At 67.3% G+C, this 21,242-nt stretch carries 22 protein-coding genes and 1 pseudogene; 15 read left to right on the top strand and 8 right to left on the bottom strand.

Translation table 11 applies throughout. The features are described 5' to 3' along the window. The 4 genes and pseudogenes from JW897_RS17280 to JW897_RS17265 form a co-directional block, all read left to right on the top strand. A pseudogene (locus tag JW897_RS17280) lies at positions 1-572 on the top strand (hypothetical protein); the annotation flags it as partial. 144 nt (positions 573-716) lie between these two features. Continuing rightward, on the top strand, positions 717-977 hold the full coding sequence (locus JW897_RS17275; protein WP_048415749.1) for an acyl-CoA-binding protein: 261 nt from the start codon (positions 717-719) through the stop codon (positions 975-977). 267 nt (positions 978-1,244) lie between these two features. Beyond that, positions 1,245-1,715, top strand: coding sequence for a putative pterin-binding protein (locus tag JW897_RS17270; RefSeq protein ID WP_197083117.1), 471 nt, complete (start codon positions 1,245-1,247; stop codon positions 1,713-1,715). Beyond that, positions 1,715-3,517, top strand: coding sequence for an ATP-binding response regulator (locus tag JW897_RS17265; protein WP_048415750.1), 1,803 nt, complete (start codon positions 1,715-1,717; stop codon positions 3,515-3,517). The genes JW897_RS17270 and JW897_RS17265 overlap by 1 nt, the downstream gene beginning before the upstream one ends. A gap of 222 nt (positions 3,518-3,739) precedes the next feature. Here the strand turns inward: JW897_RS17265 and JW897_RS17260 are convergent, their stop codons facing one another. From JW897_RS17260 to JW897_RS17225, 8 genes are all read right to left on the bottom strand, one after another. Further along, complete coding sequence (locus JW897_RS17260; RefSeq protein ID WP_205467040.1) at positions 3,740-4,603, bottom strand: helix-turn-helix domain-containing protein; 864 nt, start codon at positions 4,601-4,603, stop codon at positions 3,740-3,742. A gap of 464 nt (positions 4,604-5,067) precedes the next feature. Continuing rightward, positions 5,068-7,164 carry a flagellar biosynthesis protein FlhA gene (locus JW897_RS17255; RefSeq protein ID WP_048415752.1) on the bottom strand — a complete coding sequence of 699 codons (2,097 nt, stop codon included), beginning with the start codon at positions 7,162-7,164 and terminating at the stop codon, positions 5,068-5,070. Continuing rightward, positions 7,161-8,303 carry a flagellar type III secretion system protein FlhB gene (gene flhB / locus JW897_RS17250; protein WP_205467039.1) on the bottom strand — a complete coding sequence of 381 codons (1,143 nt, stop codon included), beginning with the start codon at positions 8,301-8,303 and terminating at the stop codon, positions 7,161-7,163. The genes JW897_RS17255 and flhB overlap by 4 nt, the downstream gene beginning before the upstream one ends. Beyond that, positions 8,296-9,075, bottom strand: a complete 780-nt coding sequence (fliR, locus tag JW897_RS17245) for a flagellar biosynthetic protein FliR (protein WP_043590307.1) — start codon at positions 9,073-9,075, stop codon at positions 8,296-8,298. Before fliR ends, flhB begins: the two co-directional genes overlap by 8 nt. A 2-nt stretch (positions 9,076-9,077) precedes the next feature. Continuing rightward, positions 9,078-9,350 carry a flagellar biosynthesis protein FliQ gene (gene fliQ, locus JW897_RS17240; protein WP_043590304.1) on the bottom strand — a complete coding sequence of 91 codons (273 nt, stop codon included), beginning with the start codon at positions 9,348-9,350 and terminating at the stop codon, positions 9,078-9,080. A gap of 25 nt (positions 9,351-9,375) precedes the next feature. Continuing rightward, positions 9,376-10,041, bottom strand: a complete 666-nt coding sequence (fliP, locus tag JW897_RS17235; protein ID WP_369700250.1) for a flagellar type III secretion system pore protein FliP — start codon at positions 10,039-10,041, stop codon at positions 9,376-9,378. Positions 10,042-10,271: 230 nt separating this feature from the next. Beyond that, the gene (fliN, locus tag JW897_RS17230) at positions 10,272-10,634 is read right to left on the bottom strand and encodes a flagellar motor switch protein FliN (protein WP_048415754.1); all 363 of its coding nucleotides are present in this window, start codon (positions 10,632-10,634) and stop codon (positions 10,272-10,274) included. 34 nt (positions 10,635-10,668) lie between these two features. Further along, the gene (locus JW897_RS17225; protein ID WP_205467038.1) at positions 10,669-11,535 is read right to left on the bottom strand and encodes a FliM/FliN family flagellar motor switch protein; all 867 of its coding nucleotides are present in this window, start codon (positions 11,533-11,535) and stop codon (positions 10,669-10,671) included. A 478-nt stretch (positions 11,536-12,013) separates the two neighbouring features. Between JW897_RS17225 and fliE the strand changes: the two genes are divergently transcribed. The 11 genes from fliE (at position 12,014) to JW897_RS17170 (ending at position 21,241) form a co-directional block, all read left to right on the top strand. Further along, on the top strand, positions 12,014-12,355 hold the full coding sequence (gene fliE, locus JW897_RS17220; protein ID WP_048415756.1) for a flagellar hook-basal body complex protein FliE: 342 nt from the start codon (positions 12,014-12,016) through the stop codon (positions 12,353-12,355). Between the two features lie 18 nt (positions 12,356-12,373). Continuing rightward, the gene (fliF, locus tag JW897_RS17215) at positions 12,374-14,074 is read left to right on the top strand and encodes a flagellar basal-body MS-ring/collar protein FliF (RefSeq protein ID WP_231589336.1); all 1,701 of its coding nucleotides are present in this window, start codon (positions 12,374-12,376) and stop codon (positions 14,072-14,074) included. After that, a complete protein-coding gene (locus JW897_RS17210; protein ID WP_048415757.1) occupies positions 14,058-15,110 on the top strand; it encodes a flagellar motor switch protein FliG in 1,053 nt (350 codons plus the stop codon). The genes fliF and JW897_RS17210 overlap by 17 nt, the downstream gene beginning before the upstream one ends. Further along, entirely contained in the window at positions 15,107-15,814 is a 708-nt protein-coding gene (fliH, locus tag JW897_RS17205; RefSeq protein WP_048415758.1) for a flagellar assembly protein FliH, read from the top strand. The genes JW897_RS17210 and fliH overlap by 4 nt, the downstream gene beginning before the upstream one ends. 3 nt (positions 15,815-15,817) lie before the next feature. Then, positions 15,818-17,131 (top strand): flagellar protein export ATPase FliI, encoded by a 1,314-nt coding sequence (fliI, locus tag JW897_RS17200; protein ID WP_205467037.1) that lies wholly within the window; start codon positions 15,818-15,820, stop codon positions 17,129-17,131. Continuing rightward, complete coding sequence (gene fliJ / locus JW897_RS17195; protein ID WP_205467036.1) at positions 17,128-17,562, top strand: flagellar export protein FliJ; 435 nt, start codon at positions 17,128-17,130, stop codon at positions 17,560-17,562. Before fliI ends, fliJ begins: the two co-directional genes overlap by 4 nt. Before the next feature lie 131 nt (positions 17,563-17,693). Then, complete coding sequence (gene fliD, locus JW897_RS17190; protein WP_205467035.1) at positions 17,694-19,037, top strand: flagellar filament capping protein FliD; 1,344 nt, start codon at positions 17,694-17,696, stop codon at positions 19,035-19,037. Between the two features lie 84 nt (positions 19,038-19,121). Beyond that, positions 19,122-19,514, top strand: coding sequence for a flagellar export chaperone FliS (fliS, locus tag JW897_RS17185; protein ID WP_048407819.1), 393 nt, complete (start codon positions 19,122-19,124; stop codon positions 19,512-19,514). Further along, positions 19,501-19,788 carry a hypothetical protein gene (locus tag JW897_RS17180; RefSeq protein ID WP_048415762.1) on the top strand — a complete coding sequence of 96 codons (288 nt, stop codon included), beginning with the start codon at positions 19,501-19,503 and terminating at the stop codon, positions 19,786-19,788. The genes fliS and JW897_RS17180 overlap by 14 nt, the downstream gene beginning before the upstream one ends. Further along, a complete protein-coding gene (locus tag JW897_RS17175; protein ID WP_205467034.1) occupies positions 19,785-20,780 on the top strand; it encodes a flagellar hook-length control protein FliK in 996 nt (331 codons plus the stop codon). Before JW897_RS17180 ends, JW897_RS17175 begins: the two co-directional genes overlap by 4 nt. A gap of 17 nt (positions 20,781-20,797) precedes the next feature. Further along, complete coding sequence (locus JW897_RS17170) at positions 20,798-21,241, top strand: hypothetical protein (RefSeq protein ID WP_048415763.1); 444 nt, start codon at positions 20,798-20,800, stop codon at positions 21,239-21,241. Position 21,242 lies beyond the last annotated feature (1 nt).

Raw genomic sequence — 21,242 nt, 5'->3', positions numbered from 1 at the left:
AGGCCATCGTCCGCGTCGGCGCGGGCCAGTTCGGTTTCGCGACCTCCCCCTTATTGGATGGAATCGCCGAGCCGGCCGCCGGGACGCCGGCGCTGACCGCGCCCGAGGCTTCGCGCGCCTTGCCGGAGGCGGAGACGCCGCGGACGGAAACGCCGCCCGCCGCCGCCTCCGTTCCGGCTCCGGAGGCTTCCGCGCCGGCGGCCGCCGGCGGCGAGCCGGCCTTGGCCGACGACGAGGGGCTGCCGCAGCGGCTGGGTCTGGACGTTTATTATCCGGCCGGGCAGCTGGAGCGCCTGGCGGAGCCCTTGGCGCCCATCGTGCCGCCGATACTGGCCGATATGCCTGGGGATCCGCCGGCGTTCGAACTGCGCGTCTATATCAATGAGCAGGGCGGGGTGGACGCGGCGCAGTGGGTGGGGGCGGCGCCGGCGGACGGCGACGCGCAGCTGGAGCCGTTCCGGCGGGCGCGCTTCTTGCCGGCGCGCAAAGACGGCATCGCGGTGAAGAGCTATAAACGAATTCTGCTGGAGACGACGCCGCTGGACGCGACGGCGACGCCGGCCTCGCCTTGAACAAAATTAAGGCCGGACGCCGGGCCGGCGGCTGACCTCGGACGCGGGTTCGTGGTAAATTCCGCTCTCCGGCACTGGCTGCCGGCGGCTAACATCTCCAATCAGGGGCGTACGAACGTCCCGGCCTTCAACAAAGGAATTCCCATGTCTGATCTGCAGACTCTGTTCACCCAGGCCCAGGCCGACGTCAAGACCCTGTCCGAGCGTCCGGACAACCAGACCCTGTTGCAACTGTACGCGCTGTTCAAGCAGGCGACCGAAGGCGACGCCGCCGGCGAGCGCCCGGGCATGATGGACTTCATCAACCGCGCCAAGTTCGACGCTTGGGAAAAGCTGAAAGGCAAGGGCAGCGACGAGGCGAAGCAGGACTACGTGGACGTGGTGAAGCGCCTGCTGGAAGAGTAAGCCGGCCGAGGCGGAACCCGGCCGCCGAAACGGAGCGCCCGCGGGCGGCGCCGTTTCCGGCGGCTAAGCGGCACCGGTTCAGCGTGCCGATTTTTTTTGGAGCTTGTTCGCAAGCCCGCGGGACAGCCCGCGCGGCTGGTCGCCGCGGCCGGGACGGCGCGCGGATCGCGAACGGGTTCTCCGCTGTGGCGGCGTGTCCGCGCAGCGCATAGCGGTATGGTTTTTCAATCAAGTGAAGCGTTGGCCAAGATGAAGAGAGTCTTTTGCTTGCTGGTTTTCGCCCTGCTGGCGCAAGCGTGCCGGGCCGGCGACGACCCGGTTTTGCTGGTGGTGTCGGGCAAGATCAGCCATTTCACCGATTCGGCGCGCGGCGTGTACGAGTTCCGCGAGAGCGCGTTGATGGCCTTGCCGCAAACTTCGCTGGTCACCGCCACCAGCTGGACGCCCAAGGCCACCTTCAGCGGGCCGCTGGTGCGCGACATTCTGAATAAAGTGGGCGCCTACGGCCACCAGGCCCAGTTCGTGGCGCTCAACGACTACACCTATTCCATTCCGATCAGCGAACTGGTCAAGTACCGCGCCATCCTGGCGCGCCGCTTCAACCAGCAGCCGATGAACGTGGCCCGTTACGGCCCGCTGTGGCTGATGTATCCGCTGGAGCAGATGCCGGATTCCGCCAAGGGGCCGGCGCTGGACGCCAAGCTGATCTGGCAGATAGACGGTCTGGTGGTGAACTGATGAACCAGGACAATCAAGCGCCGTCCGGCGTCGCGCCGGGCTGGGCTGGCCGCCTGCGGCGGCTGATGTCGGGCTGGGGCGGCTGGCCGGAGGGCCGGCGCATGCTGTGGGTGGGCCTGCTGGTGCTGATCACCGCCGCCGGCGGCATGTATTACAGCATCAGCCAGCTGGGCAAGGTCAACTCGGTGGCCAACAGCAGCGAGGATCTGTATTGGTCGGTGGCGCAGTTCCAGCTGGAAATGGAGCGCGCCAAGTCCGCGCTGGTGGGCTTCCAGGCCGGCCGCATCAAGCAGGACGAATTGCTGCGGCGGCTGGAAGTGGCCAGCAGCCGCTTCCATGTGTTCGCCGAACCGGCGCCGGTGCGGGTGCAGATGTTGCTGCGCCAGGTGAAGGGCTTCGACACCCTGGTGGCGGATTACCAGCAATTGTTCAACGACCCGGCCTTCGGCCATCCGACGCTGGCCGCGGCGCCGGCGCTGCTGGAGCGCATCGACCTGCTGCGGCCGCAGCTGATGGCCTTCGCCGTGGAGGCGAGGGTGGCCGAGGTCAAGAGCCGCACCGAGCGGCTGGAGGACCTGGACCGCCAGCGCAGCAATGTGCTGTATCTGCAGTCGGTGTTGTGGGGCGTGATCTGCGCGGTGATCCTGCTGCTGTCGCGCTACAGCTCGGTCAAGCGCCTGGCCAGCGCCAAGCAGGCCTTGCTGGAGAAGGAGCAGTCCGCTCACCAGGCCACGGTGGCGATGGAGCTGGACCGCACCACCTTCCTGGCCACGCTGAGCCACGAGATCCGCTCGCCCTTGCAGTCGATGCAAGTGTGCATCGAATTGCTGGAGCCGGTGGCGGACGGCCAGAAGACCGCGCGCACCGCCTTGCAGCGTTTGAAGACCAGCGTGTCGCATTTGTCGGCCCAGGTGCACGACATCATGGACATCAGCGCCATCCGCAATATGAAGCTGAGGATGAATCCGCAGCCTATGCCGCTGGCCGAGGTGCTGCAAGCCACCATGGACGTGATGCGGCCGCTGGCCGACGCCAAGGGCCTGGCGCTGAACTACCAGGCCGGGCCGCTGCCGGAGACGGTGGTGCTGGACGAGGTCAGGCTGCGCCAGGTGGTGGGCAATCTGGTGTCCAACGCCATCCGCTACACCGATAGCGGCGCGGTCACGGTCAGCGTGTCCTGCCTGCGCGCCACCGGCCACCACGAGCTGGTGCTGCAGGTGCGGGACACCGGGGTGGGGATTCCGCTGGAGTACCAGCAGCGCATCTTCCAGCCCTTCATCCAGGGCAAGCACCGACGCGCCGGCAGTTGCGGCCTGGGCCTGTCCATCGTCAAGGAGCTGGTCAATCTGTTCGGCGGCTGCATCGAGCTGGACAGCGCCGAGGGCAAGGGCGCCTGCTTCACCGTGCGTCTGCCGGTGCAGGCGCTGGAGACGCCCGGCCCGCAGTCGGTGCTGATCGTCGACGACGACGCCGACATCCGCGACGCCCTGGCCGAATTGCTGCAGCGCGACGGCTATCAGGTGGCCGTCGCGGAGACGGCGGCCTTGGCGGAGCGGGCGCTGGAGCAGGCCGATTTCGACACCGTGCTGCTGGACATGCATCTGGGCGCGGACAGCGGCTATCAGGTGGCGGAGCGGGCCTGGAACGGCCAGCGCGCGGAACAGACCGCCGTCGTCGGCATGAGCGCCTATCCGGAGGCTTTCGAGGACCCGCGCGCCAGCCGCTTCGCCGGCATCCTGGCCAAGCCCTTCGACGCCGGCCAGCTGCGGCGAATGCTGGAGACTGTGGCCAAGCGGGCGTGATTCCCGTCGCGCAAAAAAGCCCTGGAGCGTCTCCAGGGCTTTTTCAATGCCGCGGCGCGGCGATAGTGAAGCGCCTCTCGGAACCGACTCAAAATCTCGCGAGCCAGAGCGAGACCAGGCCTTGCGGCGGAGAAAGCGTAATGCACACGTGCTACACGAGCATTTCGAAGCGGCGCTCACCGTGTCGCGTCTCACGACGCGCAGCAGATCATCGACAGGTTCTCAGGCCTCCAGATCGTGGGCGGCGGTCACCACATTGGTGATCTGCAGCGCCAGGATGGAGCCGGGCGTCGGCTTGCCGATGTAGTAGACCCCCTGGATGCGCAAGGCCTGCTGCAGCGCGGACTCGTATTCCTCGGCGTGGCCGGTCAGCACGATGATGGGCACGGTGGCCGAGCGCTGGCGTATGGTCTCTATCACTTTCATGCAATCGTCGTCGCCCAGCACCCAGTCCAGCACGAAGGCGTCGAACTCTTCGTGCGGCAGCGCGGCCAGCAGTTCGGACGGCGATTCGTAGGGCAGGGCGAACAGGCCCTGGCGCACCAGCACCGCGGCCAGGATGTCGGCGTCCATATCGTCCAGCACCGCCACCAGCAGGCGTTTGTTGTTGGCGCGCTTGGGCGGCTGCACCGCCAGATAGGTGACTTCGTGGCCGTTGATGCAGCGGTCGTGGCTGCCGGGATACACGTGCCAGCTGTCGCCCTGGCGGCGCGCCAGCAGCAGCGGCGAGATCGAATCGTCCTGCACTACGTCGCCCAGCTGTATCCAGCAATGGGCTTCCTCGGTGTGGTCGGTCAGGTGCAGGATGGCCGGGATCAGGTCGGCGTCCGGCACCCGCACCGGCCGCCGGTTGTCCTGGGACACCAGCAGTTCGGAAGTGGGCAGGCCCAGGAATTGCGCCAGCTTCTCCAATTGACCCAGCTGCCACTGGCTGCTGCCGTTGAGCTTGCGGTAGGTTTGCGACGCGCTCAGGCCCAGCACTTCCTCGATCAGGCTGACCTGTTGCGACTCCGCCAGGCCGCGCTGTTCCAGATGAGTGCGGATATTGGCGTTGATGATTTCAGTGGTTGGCTTGTTCTGTGTCATTTGCATGTCTTTGGAGTAGGGCGACTATCGGGTCGTTCTGGTCCGCAGCTTGCCGCCGGCGCGGGCGGAGGGCTGCTGTCTTTCTTCATTATCGGCGGCGGCGAGCGGAGGGCGGATGGCCGTCCGGGCAGGGGCGGGCACGTCGACGCTTTGGTTTATGGTTAGCCGATATTAGTCAGGTTTTGCAAAACTTGCGAAAAATTTTCGCCGAAAATGCAAAAAAAGGCTTTCATTCTAAAATTGGGCATACAGATTGAAACCTGTTCCTTGGTACAGATTCACACTGGATTATGCCTGCGCGCTAGCGGGGTTGGGCGGTGAAGTCGTCGTTAGCCGCTTGATTCTATTGGAAATGAAGGAGGCCGGACGATGCCGGCCTCCATTGGAGCATGGGTGTTGTAATTTCGCATATCATGCGAAGAGCGTGCGGGCCCGCTCCACCCGGCGAAGTTCCGAGCCGGGGCTCAGCCCAGGGTGCCGGTCAGGCTGACTTCGCGGGTTTCCGGCACCTCGTTGTAGGACAGCACGTGCAGGCCGGGGGCGAACAAGCGCGCGTAGCGCGCCAGCAGCGGGCGGATCTGCGGCATCACCAGCAGGATGGGCGCGTGGCCCAGCTGCTTCATCTGGTCGCGCACCACCGGCATATTGGCTTGCAGCTGCTGCAGCACATTGGGGTCGATGGGGAAGCTGTCCAGCTGCGGCTTGCCGGTCTGCTGCGCCTGGCTCAGCGCGCCCAGCAGCAGGTTTTCCAGGTCGGCGGACAGGTTGAAGGCCCTCATCTCGCCGCGCGGGCCCAGGATGGACTGCACGATCTGGCGCTTCAGCGCGCAGCGCACTTCGGCCGCCAGCATGATGGGGTCCTTGCTGCTTTCGCTGGCGTCCAGCAGGGCGTTGGCGATGGGAACGATGTCTTTCAGCGACACATTGTCGGTCAGCAGCTGGCGGTAGGCCTTGAGCTGCAGCGGCGCCGGCAGCGCCTGGTTCAGCGCGGAGGCCAGCTTGGGCGCCAGCGCCGACAGCCGCTCGTTGATGGCGGCCACGTCGTCGTGGCGGAACAGCTCGGCCAGATGCTCGCGCATCACCTTGTTCAGATGGGTGGCCACCACGCTGGCGCAGTCCACCACCTGGTAGCCCAGGCCCAGCGCCTTGCTCTTGTCGTCGGGCAGGATCCAGGTCACCGGCATCGCGTAGGCCGGGTCCACGCCGGGCATGCCGTCCACTTCGCCGTACAGCTCCGGCGACGGGATCGCCATCAGCCGGTCGGCGTAGACCTCGCCCTCGGCCACGGTGTTGCCGCTGAGCAGGATGGCGTATTGCGAGGGTTTGAGGCGCAGGTCGTCGCGCAGGTTGGCCGGCGGCATCAGCACGCCCAGGCTCTCGCTCAGGCTCTGGCGCACGCCGCGTACGCGCTTGGCCAGCGGCGCGCCCTGGCTCTTGTCCAGCAGCGACACCAGCTTGTAGCCCAGGTTGACGCCCAGGGTGTCGACATAGGGCAGGGCGCTCCATTCCAGTTCGATGTCGGCGTCGCCGGCCAGCGCGCTTTTGGCCAGCGCCGGGTCCGGCTGGTTGGGCAGCACCCGCTGGCGCTGGTGCAGGCGCCAGGCGACGAAGCCCAGCAGCAGCGCGAAGCCGAGGAAGGTGGGCCAGGGCATGCCGGGGATGGCGGCCAGCACCAGCATCATGCCGGCCGCGCTCATCAGCACGGTGGGGGAGGCCAGCATCTGCTTGCCCACCTGTTCCTGCATGTCGCCGTCGTCGTCGTCGCTGATGCGGGTGACGATGATGGCGGCGGCGGCGGACAGCAGCAGGGCCGGGATCTGAGCGACCAGGCCGTCGCCTATGGTCATCAGCGCGTACTGGCGGAAGGCGTCGCCGGCGGATAGGCCGTGCATCAGCGCGCCGATGGCCACGCCGCCGAACAGATTGATGATCAGGATCAGGATGCCGGCGATGGCGTCGCCGCGCACGAATTTGGAGGCGCCGTCCATCGCGCCGTAGAAATCGGCCTCGGTGGCGATGTCGCGGCGGCGTTGCTGCGCCTGCTCTTGGTTGATCAGGCCGGCGTTGAGGTCGGCGTCGATGGCCATCTGCTTGCCGGGCAGCGCGTCCAGGGTGAAGCGGGCGGACACTTCCGAGATCCGTTCCGCGCCCTTGGTCACCACCATGAAGTTGATGATCATCAGGATGACGAACACCACCATGCCGACGACGAAGTTGCCGCCTATCACCACCTGGCCGAAGGCCTCGATCACCCGGCCGGCGGCGTGGGTGCCCTCATGGCCGTGCAGCAGCACCACCCGGGTGGAGGCCACGTTCAGCGACAGCCTGAGCAGGGTGGTGGCCAGGATGATGGTGGGGAAGGCGGAGAAATCCAGCGGCCGCTTGGCGGAGACGCTGACCAGGATGACGATGATGGCCAGCACGATGTTGAAGGTGAACAGCACGTCCAGCGCTATCGGCGGCAGCGGCAGCATCACCATGGCCAGTATGGCCAGCAAAAACAGCGGGGCGGCGATCTTGTGGCGGCCGATGTCGGCCAGCAGTCGAGTGAAAGCGTTCATGATGCGGTTCTGGGATCGGCCATGTCGCGCGGGATCGGCAAATCGTCCGGCAGCCGAGGCTGGCTGCGGCGCGATCCGTTGCGGAAGGCCTTGAGTTGCATGACATAGGTCAGGACTTGCGCCACCGCTCGGTACAGCGGCGCGGGAATCTGCTGGTTGACCTGGGTGGTGTGGTAGACGGCGCGCGCCAGCGGCGGCAGCGGCACGACGTCCACCTGGTGCTCCTGGGCCACTTGGCGGATGTACAGCGCCATCTCGTCCAGGCCCTTGGCGATGATGAACGGCGCCTCGGCGCGCTCCTCATCGTATTTCAACGCCACCGCGTAGTGCTCCGGGTTGACGATGACCACGTCGGCGGTGGGCACCGCCTTGCGCACGCCGCGCTGGGCCATCTGCATTTGAATCTGGCGGATGCGCTGCTTGATCTCCGGCCGGCCCTCGGTGGTCTTGTACTCTTCCTTGATCTCCTGCTTGCTCATTTTCTGCTGCTTCATGAACAACAGGATCTGCAAGGGCAGGTCGATCAGCGCGAACAGCATGAACACCATGGTCAGGGACAGCAAGGCGTTGATCAGCAGCTCGGCGCTGCCGGCCAGCGCGGTGGCGAAGGGCGCGCCCTGCAAGGCGAAGAAGTCCTCCAGCGCGCTTTGGCTCAGCCGGTACAGCACCCAGCCCAGCAGCAGCGCCTTGGCGATGGATTTGCCGATTTCGCTGGCGTGGCGCGCCGAGGCGATGCGGCCGAAGTGGGCCAGCGGGTTGAAGCGCTCCAGCTTGGGCTGCAGGTGGTTGAAGCTGAAGATCCAGCCGCCGGGGTAGAGCGAAACCACGATCATGCACAGCGGGATCACCGCCAGCGGCAGCACCATCTTGACCAGCAGCAGCAAGGTGCCGGCGAACAGCTTGGACCAGCTGTTGTCCAGCGCGCCGTTGCCGGAGAGCGGGGCGAAGGCCAGCGCGAACAGCTCCCGGAATTCGTCCAGCCACTGCGGCATCAGCCAGAAGGCCAGCTTCAGCGCCAGCAGCAGGCCCAGCGCGGCGGCCAGATCGCGCGAGCGCGGCACCTGGCCCTGCTTGCGCGCCTGCCGCAGCTTGTGCGGCGTGGCCTTTTCGGTTTTATCGCCGCCGCGCCCCTCAGCCATGGCCGGCCCTCAGCATGCCGCCCAGCAGGCGCAGCATCTGTTCGTTCAGGTTCAGGTATTGCTGCGGGATGAAGCGCGCCACCAGGCCCAGCGTGCCCAGGCCGAACAGGGTGATCAGCGGGAAGCCCAGCGAGAACAGGTTCAGCGACGGCGCCACCCGGTTGATCATGCCGACGCCGGCCTGCACCACGAAGGTGGCGAACACCGCCGGCAGCGCCAGCAGCATGGCGGCGGACAGCACCCAGGCCACGCCGCCGGCCAGCATGGACAGCGAGGCGGCCGGCACGCCGCCGCCCACCGGCCAGGCCTGGAAGCTGGCGTAAACCACCTGGATCAGCAGCAAATGGCCGTCCAGCGAGAAGAAGATCATGGCGCCCAGCAGATAGAGCAGGCTGGACACCACGTCGGAAGAGTTGCCGTTGCCGGGATCGTTCATCACCGCCATCGACAGCGCCATCTGCGAGGACACCAGGAAGCCGAGCACCGCCAGCACCGCCAGCACCAGCTGGAAGGCGAGGCCGAACAGCAGGCCGATCACCGCCTGCTCGATACTGGCGGCGACGCCGGCCAGCGAGAACAGGTCCAGCTTGGGCAAGGGCAGGGTGGCCGGCAGCGTGGCGGCGGACAGCGCCAGCGCCAGGCCGATGCGCACCCTCACCGGCACCATGCCCTCGCCGATGAAGGGCGCGACGCTGAAGGCGGCCATCAGCCGGCAGAACGGCCACCAGAAGGCCGGGATCAGGTCCAGCAGCTGGGCGTAGAGGCCGGTCACGGCTATCCGACCAGGCCGGCGGCGCGCTGGAACATGGCCACGCAGAAATCCATCAGGAAGCCGGTGATCCAGTGGCCGGCGATGGCGATGGTCAGCAGGGTCACCAGCAGCCGCGGCAGAAAGGACAGCGTCTGCTCGTTGATCTGGGTGGCGGCCTGGATCAGGCTGACGATGACGCCGACGATCAGGCTGGGCAGGATCAGCAGCACCACCAGGGTGACGACGACGCGCAGGCTGTCGTTGACGATGTCGACGGCGATGTCGGGAGTCAGCATGGCAAGTCCATTCTCAAGGGCGCGGTCAATAAGCCTGTATCGAGGTGACCAGGGTGTTCACCGTCAGCGACCAGCCGTCCACCAGCACGAACAGCAGCAGCTTGAGCGGCAGCGAAATCACCAGCGGCGACAGCATCATCATGCCCATCGCCATCAGCACGCTGGACACCACCAGGTCTATCACCAGAAAGGGGATGAACAGCATGCAGCCGATCTGGAACGCGGTTTTCAATTCCGACAGCACGAAGGCGGCCAGCTTGACCGCGAAGGCGTGGTCCTGCGGATTGGCGACGTTTTCCTCGCCGGACAGCTTGGCGATCTGGGTCAGCGCGGTCTTGCTGGTCTGCGCCAGCATGAAGCGGCTGATCGGCTTCTGCGCGATCTCCAGCGCCTGCTGCATGGTGATCTTGTCCTGATCGAAGGGCTGCAGCGCCTGGTTCCACACCTCCAGCCCCACCGGCCGCATCACCAGCAGGGTCAGGATCAGCGCCACCCCGGTGACGATGCGGTTGGGCAGGCCCTGCTGCAGACCCAGCGCCTGGCGCAGCAGGGACAGCACGATGACGAAGCGGGTGAAGCTGGTCATCATCAGCACCAGCACGGGCAAGAGCCCAAGCAGGGTCATCAGGATCAGGATCTGGGTCTTGATGGTGAAGTCCACCGGCGTGCCGCCGGCGTTGGCCGACAACAGCTTCAGCGGCTCGGCCTGGCAGGCGGCAGCCAGCGCCCAAAGCCCGGCAGCGAGCAGGCTGGGGTGGAGGGACCTCGAAAAACCTGCTGCGCGGTCCGATAGCGGCGTTGCTCCGTGCTCGCTCCCTCGCTGTACGGTTTGTACTATCTCGGTCGCTGCGCGCGGTGCGCCTTGCTCTCGAACCGCTCGCGACGGTTTTTCGAGGTCCCTCAATTTCTTCAAGGCTTCCATCAGGTCAGGCTGTCCAGTTCCAGATCGTTCAGCTCCACCACCCGCAGGCCGTAGTTCTCGCCGGCCACCACCACCTCGCCGCGGCCGATCACGGTGCCGTTGACCTTGATGTCCAGCGGTTCGCCGGCCAGCTTGTCCAATTCCACCACCGAGCCGTTCTCGATATTGACCAGATCGGCCAGCGAGATGTCGGCGCCGCCCACTTCCAGCGTCAGCCGGACCGGGATCTTGCGCAGGAACTGGGTCATGTCGCGCTGCGGCCGCCGCGCCGCGGCGTCGTCCGCCTGCTTCGCGTCCGCGTCGCTCTGGCCGTCCAGGCCGTCCAGCACGCCGGCTAGATCGAAATCGTCGTTCAAGTCCATGCTCAATCCTTGCTTTTTCTATGTTTTCGGAGGGTTATTCACTGGCGACAAAGCCGGTCAGGCACAGCTTGCCGTGCTGTTCGGCCACCTCGGCGTCGAACAGCCGCGAAGCGCCGACCAGCACTTCGCTCCTGGCTTGAAGCGTCACCGGCAGCACGCTGCCGGGGCGCAGGTCCATGATGTCGCCCAGCGCCATTTCGCGGTCCAGCAGCCGCGCTTGCAGCCGCACCCGCAGCCGCTCGCGGAAGGTCTCCGCCGGCGCGGCCTGGGCGTCGGCGCTGTCGCGGCGGCCGGACAGATTCTTCAACAGCCGCTCGAAGCAGGCGGCGTCCAATTGCAGGCGCAGCGCGCCGACGGCGTGTTCGCCGTCGCCGATGTCCAGACGGATCTCCCAGACCCCGGTGCCGGGCGGCACGAAGGGCAGTTGCGCGCAGTCGGCAGGGCCGGGCGGCAGGCCGCCGGCCTGGCGGTCCAGCCGCAACACGCATTGCAGCAGCCGCGGCAGCAGCCGCTCGGCCAGGCTGCGCGCCAGCCGGCGCTCGGTTTCGGTTTCCGCCGGCGCGGCGGCGTCGGCGTCCGGCTGCGCCGCCGGCGCGCCGAAGCGGTAATCCAGCAAGCGCAGCAACAGCGGCCGTTCGATATGGCTGCCCAGCTGGCAGCCGTCCAGCGCGTGCCACAGCCAGCGGCGCTCGTCGGCGGCCGGCTGCGCCTGCTCCAGCGCGCGGATGTGGAAACGCGCGTGGTAGCGGCGGTTCAGTTCTTGCTGCAGGAAATCCGCCAGCTCTTCTTGCAGGGCTTTGCCGAAGACGGGCAGCAGATGGAACGGCCGTCCCAGCGTGCGCAGGTCGAGAGCCGGCAATTGGGCGCCGTCATGCTGCGAAATGATTCTGGCTCTTGGCATCTCGATTCTCGGTGAAGGCGTGGGCGAGGCGCCGCCGGCGTCCGCGCGTCCGGCCGGCGCGCGCGGGCGGCGGAAGGGGCGCGGCGCTTAAACCGCGGCGGCCTGGTGCTTATCAAGGCCGGCCGGCCGTCTGAGGCGCCGCATGCGAAATGTACTAGAAGGTACTAAATTCGCGGCTCGCGGGCGGAGGCAAACGGCAGGCTAATCCTTATGGAGTGTGCATCTTACTGGCTGCCGCCGCTGGGTAAAGGGGGAAAATTCACGTCAGAGTTTGTGAAAATTCACGGCTGTTGGTTTAAGCATAAAGTTTAAAATCGCCGCTCGTATCCTGGCGTCAGGATGATGGCATGGTTACAAGTCCTCATCTCGGGGCTGCCGCTTCGATACGCTCGCCGCTCCCGGGCGGCGGGCCGCAGACGTGAAACCGGCCTTGATTGGCCACTCAATAATAACGGGCTCCGCCCGACAAGGATTTCCGATGGCGACCAACCTGGGTTTGATGATTCATGCCGACCGCAAGCAGATGCTCGGCGAAATGGCCGGGATGGCGCGCAGCGCGCCGATTGCGCCGCCGCAGCACAGCGAAGAGCCGGCTTCCGCCGCCAGCTTCTCCGACGCCATGGGCGCCGCCGTCCGCGACGTGGACGCGCAGAACCGCATCGCCTCCGAAAAAATGGCCGACGTGGACAGCGGCAAGAGCGACGACCTGGTCGGCGCCATGCTGATGAGCCAGGAAGCCAGCCTGTCGTTCTCCATGCTGATGCAAGTGCGCAATAAGGTGGTGGGCGCCGTGGACGACTTGATCAAGATGCAGCTGTAAGCCGCGAGGACCATGCCCGTGTTGAATCGTTTCCGCAGCGGCGTCGCGGCCGTGCAAACCCGTCTGGGCGGCCGTTGGCCCGTTTCCGGACCTTCCCTGCGCCTGGCGCTGCCCATCGTCGCGCTGGCCATCGGCGTCACCGTGATGATCAGCCTGTGGCTGTGGCGCGACGACGCCAGCTACAAGCCGGTGTTCGGCGCCCAGGAAAAAGTGGTGGCCGCCGACATGATGGCGGTGCTAGACGCCGAAAAAATTCCCTATCGCATCCATCCGCAAACCGGCCAGGTGCTGGTGCCGGACAGCCAGCTGGGCCGCGTGCGCATGCAGCTGGCGGCCAAGGGCGTGGTGGCGCAGCTGCCGTCCGGCCTGGAGCTGCTGGACAAGAACGACCCGCTGGGCGTCAGCCAGTTCGTCCAGGACGTGCGCTTCCGCCGCGGCCTGGAAGGCGAGCTGGTGCAAAGCATCCTGGCGCTGGAGCCGGTGTCCGCCGCGCGCGTGCATCTGTCGCTGCCGCGCGCCACCTCTTTCGTCGGCGCCGCCAACGACAAGGGCTCCGCCTCGGTGGTGGTTACCCTCAAGCCCGGCCAGCAGTTGAACAACGAGCAAGTGGCCGCGGTGATCAAGCTGGTGGCCGGCAGCGTGTCCACCTTGTCGCCGTCCCAGGTCACCCTGGTGGACCAGGCCGGCAATCTGCTGTCCTCGCGCGTGGACCTGAGCGACGACGGCATGCTGGGCGGCAATGAGAGCGACGCCGCGCGCCGCTTCCGCGAGGAAGCGCTGCAAAACGTCCGCGATCTGCTGACCCCGGTGCTGGGCAAGGACAATTTCAAGGTCAGCGTCACCGCCGACGTGGACAACGACCGCGTCGAGGAAACCCGCGAGAAATACGGCGAGGCGCCCAAGGTCACCAACGAGGCCTCGCGCGAGGAAACCTCCACCGAGAAAATGGCGCTGGGCGTGCCCGGCTCGCTGAGCAACCGCCCGGTCAACACCGACGCCTCCGGCCCTGCCTCGGAAAAGGCCGGCAACAGCAAGAACGCCGTCACCCGCCAATACGCTTACGACCGCAGCGTCACCCAGATCAAGAAAGCGCGAGGCACGCTGCGCCGCCTCAGCGTGGCGGTGGTGCTGAACCAGGCCGCCGCGCCGGCCAAGGGCGGCTGGAAACCGGCGGAACTGGCCAATGTCGACAAGGTGCTGCGCAATGGCCTGGGCATCCACGCCGAGCGCGGCGACACCCTGGCGGTGTCCACGCTCAACTTCTCCGCGCTGTCCGAACCGGAGCCGATCTGGATGCAGCAGGACACCTGGTTCGAAGCCGCGCGCTGGGCCGTCTACGCCTTCGGCCTGCTGCTGGCCTACCTGCTGCTGGCGCGTCCGCTGCTGAAGATGCTGCGCCAGCTGACCGACCGCCAGCTGCGCGAATACCAGCAGCCGGAGGCGCTGGAACTGAAACCCGATCCGCTGATGGACGGCGCCGACCTGCGCGCCGCGCGCCAGGCGCAGCTGTCCTCCGCGCCGCAGCCGGCGGCCCTGGCCGCCGCGGCCGGCGCCGGCGCCAGCCCGGTGGTGCCGCTGCTGGAAAACTACGATCTGCCGCCGGCCGGCTCCAGCGTCGACGTCTTGGTCGACCACCTGAAGGGCCTGGCCGCCAAAGAGCCGGAACGCGTCGCCGAAGTCGTCAAACAATGGGTGCAGAAAAATGGACGAAACCAATAACGCCGTAGCGCCGGCCCTGCCGCCGGCCGCCGCCGCGCCCGCCGCCGAAGCGATGAACACCATCGAGCAGGCCGCCGTGCTCTTGCTGTGCATGGGCGAAGAGCCCGCCGCCGCCGTGCTGCGCTGCCTGAGCCGCGAAGAACTGCTGCAAGTGACCCAGGCGATGTCCGGCATGAGCGGCATCAAGGTGGACGCGGTCAAGACCACGATTCAGAAATTCTTCGACGAATACCGCGAGCAGAGCGGGGTGCACGGCGCCAGCCGCGCCTTCCTCAAGCGCTCGCTGGACCTGGCGCTGGGCAGCGACATCGCCAACAGCGTGCTGGACACCATTTACGGCGACGCCATCCGTCCCAAGATGGCGCGGCTGCAATGGGTGTCGCCGCAATGGCTGGCGGACCGCATCGCCGGCGAGCACGTGCGCATGCAGGCGGTGTTCCTCGCCTTCCTGCCGCCGGCGCTGGCCGGCCAGGTGGTGGACGCGCTGCCGGCGGACAGCCGCGACAGCGTGCTGGTCAACGTGGCCCGCCTCAAGGACGTGGACCGCGAGTTGCTGGAGGAGTTGGAAGAGCTGGTCAACCGCTGTCTGGAAAGCCTGCACACCCAGAGCACCGCGGTGGAAGGCATGCAGCAGACCGCCGACATCCTCAACCGCCTGCCGGGCGACCGCCAGCGCATGATGGAACTGCTGCGCGCCCACGATCCGGACATCGTCGAGGAAATCGAAACCCGCATGTACGACTTCTTCATCCTGTCGCGTCAGACCGAAGCAGTGCTGATGCGCATCAGCGAGGACATTCCGCTGGAGCAATGGGCGATCGCGCTCAAGGGCGCGGAGCCGGCGGTGCGCGAAGCCATCGTCCAGACCATGCCGCGCCGCCAGGCGCAGAACTTCGACGCGATGATGCGCCGCTCCGGACCGGTGCCGCTGAGCCGGGTGGAAGAAGTGCGCGCCGACATCATGGCCCAGGTCAAGCAGCTGGCCCAGGCCGGCGAGATCGACCTGCAGCTGTTCCCTGAGGAAGTGGTCGAGTGAAGGCCTGGCGCCCCTTCCGCTTCCCGCCGCTGATCCACAGCGCGCTGGACCTGCCGCTGGACGCGCAGGACTCCGCCCAGATCCAGGCCTCCGCCGCCGACGGCTTCCGCCAGGGCATGGACGCCGGTTACAACGAGGGCCTGGCCAGCGGCGAAGCCGCCGGCCGCGAAGCCGGTTACGCCGCGGGCCTGGAGCAGGGCCGCCAGGAAGGGCAGGCGGCGGCGCGCCGCGAAGCCCTGGCCGAGCTGGCCGACCTGGGCCGGCCGCTGGAGGCCGCGCTGGCCGAGCTGCGCCGCGTCAGCGAGGAATACCAGGCGGCGATGCGCGACGAAGTGGTGGAACTGGTGGCCAAGGTGGCGCGCCAGGTGATCCGCTGCGAATTGGCGCTCAAGCCGGTGCAGATCTTGGACCTGGTGGACGAAACCCTGGCCGCCTTGCCGCCGGGCCAGTACCAGCAGGACGAGGTGGAAATCCTGCTCAACGCCGAAGAGTGCCAGCGCATCCGCGAACTGGCGCCGGAGCGCGCCGCGCGCTGGCGGCTGGTGGCGGACCCGCAGCTGCCGCACGGCGAATGCCGGATCCGCACGCCGGAGTCCGAGGCCGACGCCGGCTGCCAGCAGCGGCTGGAGGCCTGCATCGCCACCGTGCGCGAACAATTGCAAAGCGACGCCGTCGAGCCGGCGGCGGAACAGGCGGAGGCTTAAGCCATGTTGCGTCAGGCGCTGGGACGACTGGAATTGCCGGAGGTGCCGGTGGCCACCGTCAGCGGCCGCCTGGTGGGCGCGTCCGGCCTGTTGCTGGAAAGCGTGGGCTGTCCGCTGGAAACCGGCCAGCGCTGCGTGATAGAAACCGCCGGCGGCGGCTGGCTGCAAGCCCAGGTGGTGGGCTTCAAGCGCGAAGTCTCCTACCTGATGCCGTTCAAGAAGCCGGTGGGCCTGACCACCGGCGCGCGGGTGCTGCCCGCCGCCGACGGCGGCGGCCTGATGATAGGGCCGTCCTGGCTGGGCCGCATCGTCAACGGCCTGGGCGAGCCGCTGGACGGCCTGGGCCGCCTCGGCGGCGAACAGCCGCTGGCCGCCCATCCGCCGCAAGTCAATCCTCTGAAGAAACAGCCAGTGTCCGCGCCGCTGGACGTGGGCGTGCGCGCGATCAACAGCCTGCTCACCATAGGCCGCGGCCAGCGCGTTGGCCTGTTCGCCGGCTCCGGCGTCGGCAAGAGCGTGTTGCTGGGCATGATCACCCGCCACACCGAGGCCGACGTGGTGGTGGTGGGCCTGATCGGCGAGCGCGGCCGCGAAGTGCGGGAGTTCGTCGAGCACTCGCTGGGCGAAGCCGGCCTGGCCAAGGCGGTGCTGGTGGTGGCGCCGGCCGACGAATCGCCGCTGATGCGGCTCAAGGCCACCGAGCTGACCCACACCATCGCCGCCCATTTCCGCGACCAGGGCCGCAATGTGCTGCTGCTGGTGGATTCGCTGACCCGTTACGCGATGGCGCAGCGCGAAGTGGGGCTGGCGCTGGGCGAACCGCCGGCCACGCGCGGTTATCCGCCGTCGGTGTTCGGCCTGTTGCCCTCGCTGGCGGAGAGCGCCGGCAACGGCGAGGGCGGCGCCGGCAGCATGAGCGCCATCTACACCGTGCTGGCCGAAGGCGACGATCAGCAAGACCCGGTGGTGGACACCGCGCGAGCCATCCTGGACGGCCACATCGTGCTGTCGCGGGAGCTGGCCGAGCGCGGCCATTATCCGGCGATAGACATCGGCCGCTCGGTCAGCCGCTGCATGAGCCAGCTGACCGCGGCGGAGCACGCGGAGGCGGCGCGCGGCGCGCGCGGCGCCTGGTCCCGTTACCAGGAAGTGCGCAGCCTGATTCCGCTGGGCGGCTACGTGGCCGGCGCCGACGCCGACACCGACCGCGCGGTGCGGCTGATGCCCAGACTGGAAGCGTTTTTGCGCCAGGGCGCGGCCGAGGCCGCGAGCTATGAAGACAGCCGGAACGGTTTGATGGAGATGATCGCGACATGAGCCAGCCCGAAGACGTGCGCCGCCTGGGCCTGATGGTCCAATTGCGGCAACAGGACGTGGACCGCCTGCAAAGCGAGGTGGAAGGCAAGCGCCAGCTGCAGGAACGCTACCGCCGCAACATTGTGCGCATGGGCGAATTGTGCGGCCAGAGCGGCGCCAGCGCCGACGCCGGCCACCCGGCCTTGGCGCGCAACTGCGCCGACTACAAGGGCGCGCTGCTGGGCCTGATGGCCTCGCAGCAGCAGGATCTGCAACTGGCCGAGGCCGACGCCGCGGTCAGCCAGCGCGCGCTGCTGCAAGCCAGCCTGCGCCGCGAAGTGATGGTCCAGGTGCGCGACCAGGCGGCGGAAAGCCTGCTGCGCCTGCGGTTGAAGAAAGAACAGAAGCAAACCGACGAACTGGCCGGGCAAGCCTGGCTGCGCGGAGCGTGATTATTCACGGCGGCTCAAGAAAAGCCGGGCCTCGGTCGCAAGGGATAGTCATTAGCGTCGATCTCAATTCCGGCGATCTCATCCCGGCGCGCCGACAGCGCTCCGGCCCGCGTACAGCGAAAGGATTCTAAATGGCTATCGATTTCAGCAAGACCCCGCCTTCGGCGCTGGCCCAGAACGCCGCCAGCCTGTATCTGCAAGACGCCCAGAACCAGTTGGACACCCAGAGCAAGGCGGCGCAGGCGCGCGGCGACGCGCTGAACAAATTGCAAAAAGCCCTGCAAGACTATCGCAGCGCGCTGACCGGCATCACCACCAAGAAAAGCCTGGTGGCGATGAACGCCAGCATCAGCCAGGAAGGCTTCGCCAACGTCAGCGCCAAGGGCAACGCCCAGCCCGGCAACTACTCCTTGTTCATCGAACAAGTGGCCACCGCCCATCAGCTGTCCTTCGGCAGCCTGTCCGGCGCCAAGGCCCAGGCCGGCGACAAGGTCACCGTGCGGGTTGGCGGCGACAGCTTCGAAGTGGACCTCAGCAGCGCGGACCGCGACGGCGACGGCAATCTGTCGCCGTCGGAAATGGCTCTGGCCATCAACCGCGCCAGCGGCAACAGCGGCAAGGTCAACGCCATGGTGCTGAACAACGGCGGCACCAGCCAGCTGGTGATGTCTTCCGGCAAGACCGGCGAGAGCGGCGCCATCTCGCTGGACCTGAGCCAGGTCAGCGACGCCGGCCTCAAGAGCGGCCTCGCCAGTCCCAAGGAACTGACCAAGGGGCAGGACGCCATCGTCTGGTTGGGCAACAAGGATACCGGCGTGCAGATGAAGCAGGCGTCCAACACTTTCGAAAGCATAGACGGCGTCAATCTGACCATCAGCAAGGCGATGAAGCCGGGCGATACCCCGCTGCAGCTCAATGTCGCGCGCAACGAGGCCGACACCGTCGGCAATGTGCAGGGCTTCGTCGACAGCTACAACAAGCTGGCCAGCGCCATCGCCGATCTGTCCGCGCCGGGCAAGGAAGGCAAGACCGGCGGCCCCTTCGCCAGCGACTCCGGCATCCGCAGCCTGAAAGACGGCATCAACGGCCTGCTGCGTCAGGAATACGACGGCATCACCCTGAACCAGCTGGGCATCAAGGCCAACCGCGACGGCACCCTGAGCCTGGACAGCAAGAAGCTGAACGAAACCCTGAAGGACAAGCCGGACGCGCTGGACCGTTTCGTCAACGGCGACAACAAGAACGGCGTGGTCAAGCAAAGCAGCGACTACCTGGACAAATGGCTGAACGGCAGCAGCGGCCTGCTCAAGCTGCGCAAGGATTCCGAATCCCGCATCCAGAAAGATCTGGACAGCCGCCAGGTGCGGCTGAAGGCCCAGTACGACCAGAGCTACAAGCGCTATCTGACGCAGTTCACCCAGCTGCAGAAGATGCAGGAAGACATGCAGAAGACTCTGGGCATGCTTTCCTTCTGAATCCGTTCCGGATTTGCTTGGCCGCACAGAATTCGGCGGGAGGGACCCCCTCCCGCCTATTGATTAGAACAGGAGCACGACAACGTGGAATACGACGCCTACCGCAGCTATCACGCGGTCAATCTGGAAGCGCAGACCCACGCCGCCTCGCCGGTGCAATTGGTGCTGGTGCTGTTCGACGGCCTGCTGGAGGAAATGGCGCGCGCGCGCGGCCATCTGGAAAACCAGCGCTACGAGCAAAAGGGCGAGAGCATCAGCAAGTGCATCAACATCCTCAACGGCCTGTCCAGCGCGCTGGACTTCGACTCCGGCGGCGAGGTGGTCACCAATCTGGCGCGGCTCTACGACTACTGCGCCTACCGGCTCTACCACGCCAGCGTCAATCTGGACGTGGCGGCGCTGGACGAGGCCGAACAGCTGCTGATCAAGCTCAAGGGCGGCTGGATAGGCGTGCGGGACCAGCATGAAGCCGCCTGAGCCGGCCGCGCTGGAAGCCGCCATCCGCCGCGCCTGCGCCGAACGCGACTGGGAACGGCTGGCCGCGCTGGACCAATTGCTGGCCGAACTGCTGCGCACCCAGCCTCAGGCCTTGGACGCCGCCGCCCGCGCCGCCTTGCGCGCCGTCTACCGCGACGCGCTGGAAGTCTGCCGCGCCGACTCCGCGGAACTGCAAGACAAAATCGCCGCGCTGAGCCATCAGCGCGACGCGCAAATCGCCTACGCCGAAGTCAGCGACTGGAATCAAGCATGAACGTATCCTTGCCCCCCAATCTTCTCGCCGGCGGCGCGTCAACGCCCGCCGACGCCGCGCCGGCCGATCCCCTGCTGGACCCGAACGCGGCGGCGCCGGAGTCCGGCGGCGATTTCGCCAGCGCCTTGCTGGCCAGCCTGATGGATGGGCAAAGCGCCGCGCCGGCGGTTGAAACCGACGCCGAAGCCCCCGCGGGCGACGAGGCCAAGGCCGAGACGCCGGCCGCGCAGCCCGGCGTTCTCGCCGCGCAGCCTTTGCCGCTGCCGCTGATGCCGGCCATGCCGACGGCCGTCGCGCCGCAGGCCGGCCCGTCGGCGCCGTCCGGCGTGGACGCGACCGCGGCGGCGACGCCGCGCAAACAGGCCGAGGCGGCGTTGCCGCCGGAAGCGCTGTCCGCCGCGCTGAACACCCTGGCGCCGCTGCCGGCCAAGCCGGCCGGCGCCGGCGAGGCCCAGGCCGGCCGCGAAACGCAGACGCCGGCGCAAGCCGCCGCGCCGCTATTGGCCGCCATTGCGCCGCAGCCGCAGGACAAGGCCGCAGCGCCGCTGCCGGAGTGGGCGCCGATCAAGCTGCCGGCGCAGCAGCCGGCCAGCTGGGGCGACAAGCTCAGCGCCGCGCTGGGCGAACGGCTGCAAGTGCAGAGCAGCCACGGCATGGACCGCGCGCTGATCCGGCTGGACCCGCCGTCGCTGGGCTCGCTGGAAATCTCCATCCGCCACGAGGCCGGCGCGCTGCAAGTGCAGCTGACCGCCTCGCACGGCGAAGTGGTGCGGCAGTTGCAAGCCATCGGCGACGCGCTGCGCCAGGATCTGTCCAACCGCCAATACACCCAAGTGGCGGTGGAAGTGCGCGAAGGCGCGCCGGGGCAGGGCGGCCACGGCCAGCAGCGTCAGGAACGCCAGGGGCAGCAGCAGCCGCAACGCGCGCCGGGACGGGCGCTGGCGGAAGCGGGGCAGGGTGATGGACAAGGCTTCTGGCTGGGCCAGGGCTAAGCAGCGGAAGCACAAGCATGAACAGAAACATCTTAGTGATTTTGATCGTGGCCATCGCGGCGGCGCTGGCCGCCGGCGGCGGCGCCTGGTGGTGGCTGAGTTCGCGCGCGCCGCAAGCGGCGGAGGCGCCCAAGCCGGCCGCGGCGCCGGACGCGCGCTTCGTCAGCATGGACAAGGTGATCGTGATGCTGCGCGGCGGCGAATCCGCCACCCGCTTCATGGCGGTGGACCTGGTGTTCCGCAGCAATGAAAAGCAGGAGGCCGAGGTCAAGTCCCAACTGCCCTTCCTGAAGAGCATCGCCGTGCGCGCGCTGTCGGAGCTGCCGGCGGACAAGGCGCTGACGATGAGCATAGACGACTACCAGCGCTTGCTGGCCAAGGCCTATGCCGGCGGTTTCCTGCGCGAGCGACGCGACGCGCCGTTCAGCGAGGTGATGGTTAGCAAATTGATCATCGAGTAAG

This window comes from Chromobacterium alkanivorans, assembly GCF_016937655.1.
GTDB lineage: Bacteria > Pseudomonadota > Gammaproteobacteria > Burkholderiales > Chromobacteriaceae > Chromobacterium > Chromobacterium alkanivorans.
Note: the sequence above shows the minus strand (reverse complement) of the source record. Positions and strands in the feature narration are given on the sequence as shown.

Excerpts from the sequence above, each read along its gene's own strand:
- fliQ (WP_043590304.1), bottom strand. The coding sequence starts at position 9,350 with ATGCTGACTCCCGACATCGCCGTCGACATCGTCAACGACAGCCTGCGC.
- JW897_RS17175 (WP_205467034.1), top strand. The coding sequence starts at position 19,785 with ATGAACGTATCCTTGCCCCCCAATCTTCTCGCCGGCGGCGCGTCAACG.
- fliI (WP_205467037.1), top strand. The coding sequence starts at position 15,818 with ATGTTGCGTCAGGCGCTGGGACGACTGGAATTGCCGGAGGTGCCGGTG.
- fliE (WP_048415756.1), top strand. The coding sequence starts at position 12,014 with ATGGCGACCAACCTGGGTTTGATGATTCATGCCGACCGCAAGCAGATG.
- JW897_RS17255 (WP_048415752.1), bottom strand. The coding sequence starts at position 7,164 with ATGAACGCTTTCACTCGACTGCTGGCCGACATCGGCCGCCACAAGATC.
- fliN (WP_048415754.1), bottom strand. The coding sequence starts at position 10,634 with ATGGACTTGAACGACGATTTCGATCTAGCCGGCGTGCTGGACGGCCTG.
- fliJ (WP_205467036.1), top strand. The coding sequence starts at position 17,128 with ATGAGCCAGCCCGAAGACGTGCGCCGCCTGGGCCTGATGGTCCAATTG.
- JW897_RS17275 (WP_048415749.1), top strand. The coding sequence starts at position 717 with ATGTCTGATCTGCAGACTCTGTTCACCCAGGCCCAGGCCGACGTCAAG.
- JW897_RS17180 (WP_048415762.1), top strand. The coding sequence starts at position 19,501 with ATGAAGCCGCCTGAGCCGGCCGCGCTGGAAGCCGCCATCCGCCGCGCC.
- JW897_RS17225 (WP_205467038.1), bottom strand. The coding sequence starts at position 11,535 with ATGCCAAGAGCCAGAATCATTTCGCAGCATGACGGCGCCCAATTGCCG.
- fliD (WP_205467035.1), top strand. The coding sequence starts at position 17,694 with ATGGCTATCGATTTCAGCAAGACCCCGCCTTCGGCGCTGGCCCAGAAC.
- flhB (WP_205467039.1), bottom strand. The coding sequence starts at position 8,303 with ATGGCTGAGGGGCGCGGCGGCGATAAAACCGAAAAGGCCACGCCGCAC.
- JW897_RS17260 (WP_205467040.1), bottom strand. The coding sequence starts at position 4,603 with ATGACACAGAACAAGCCAACCACTGAAATCATCAACGCCAATATCCGC.
- JW897_RS17265 (WP_048415750.1), top strand. The coding sequence starts at position 1,715 with ATGAACCAGGACAATCAAGCGCCGTCCGGCGTCGCGCCGGGCTGGGCT.
- JW897_RS17170 (WP_048415763.1), top strand. The coding sequence starts at position 20,798 with ATGAACAGAAACATCTTAGTGATTTTGATCGTGGCCATCGCGGCGGCG.
- JW897_RS17210 (WP_048415757.1), top strand. The coding sequence starts at position 14,058 with ATGGACGAAACCAATAACGCCGTAGCGCCGGCCCTGCCGCCGGCCGCC.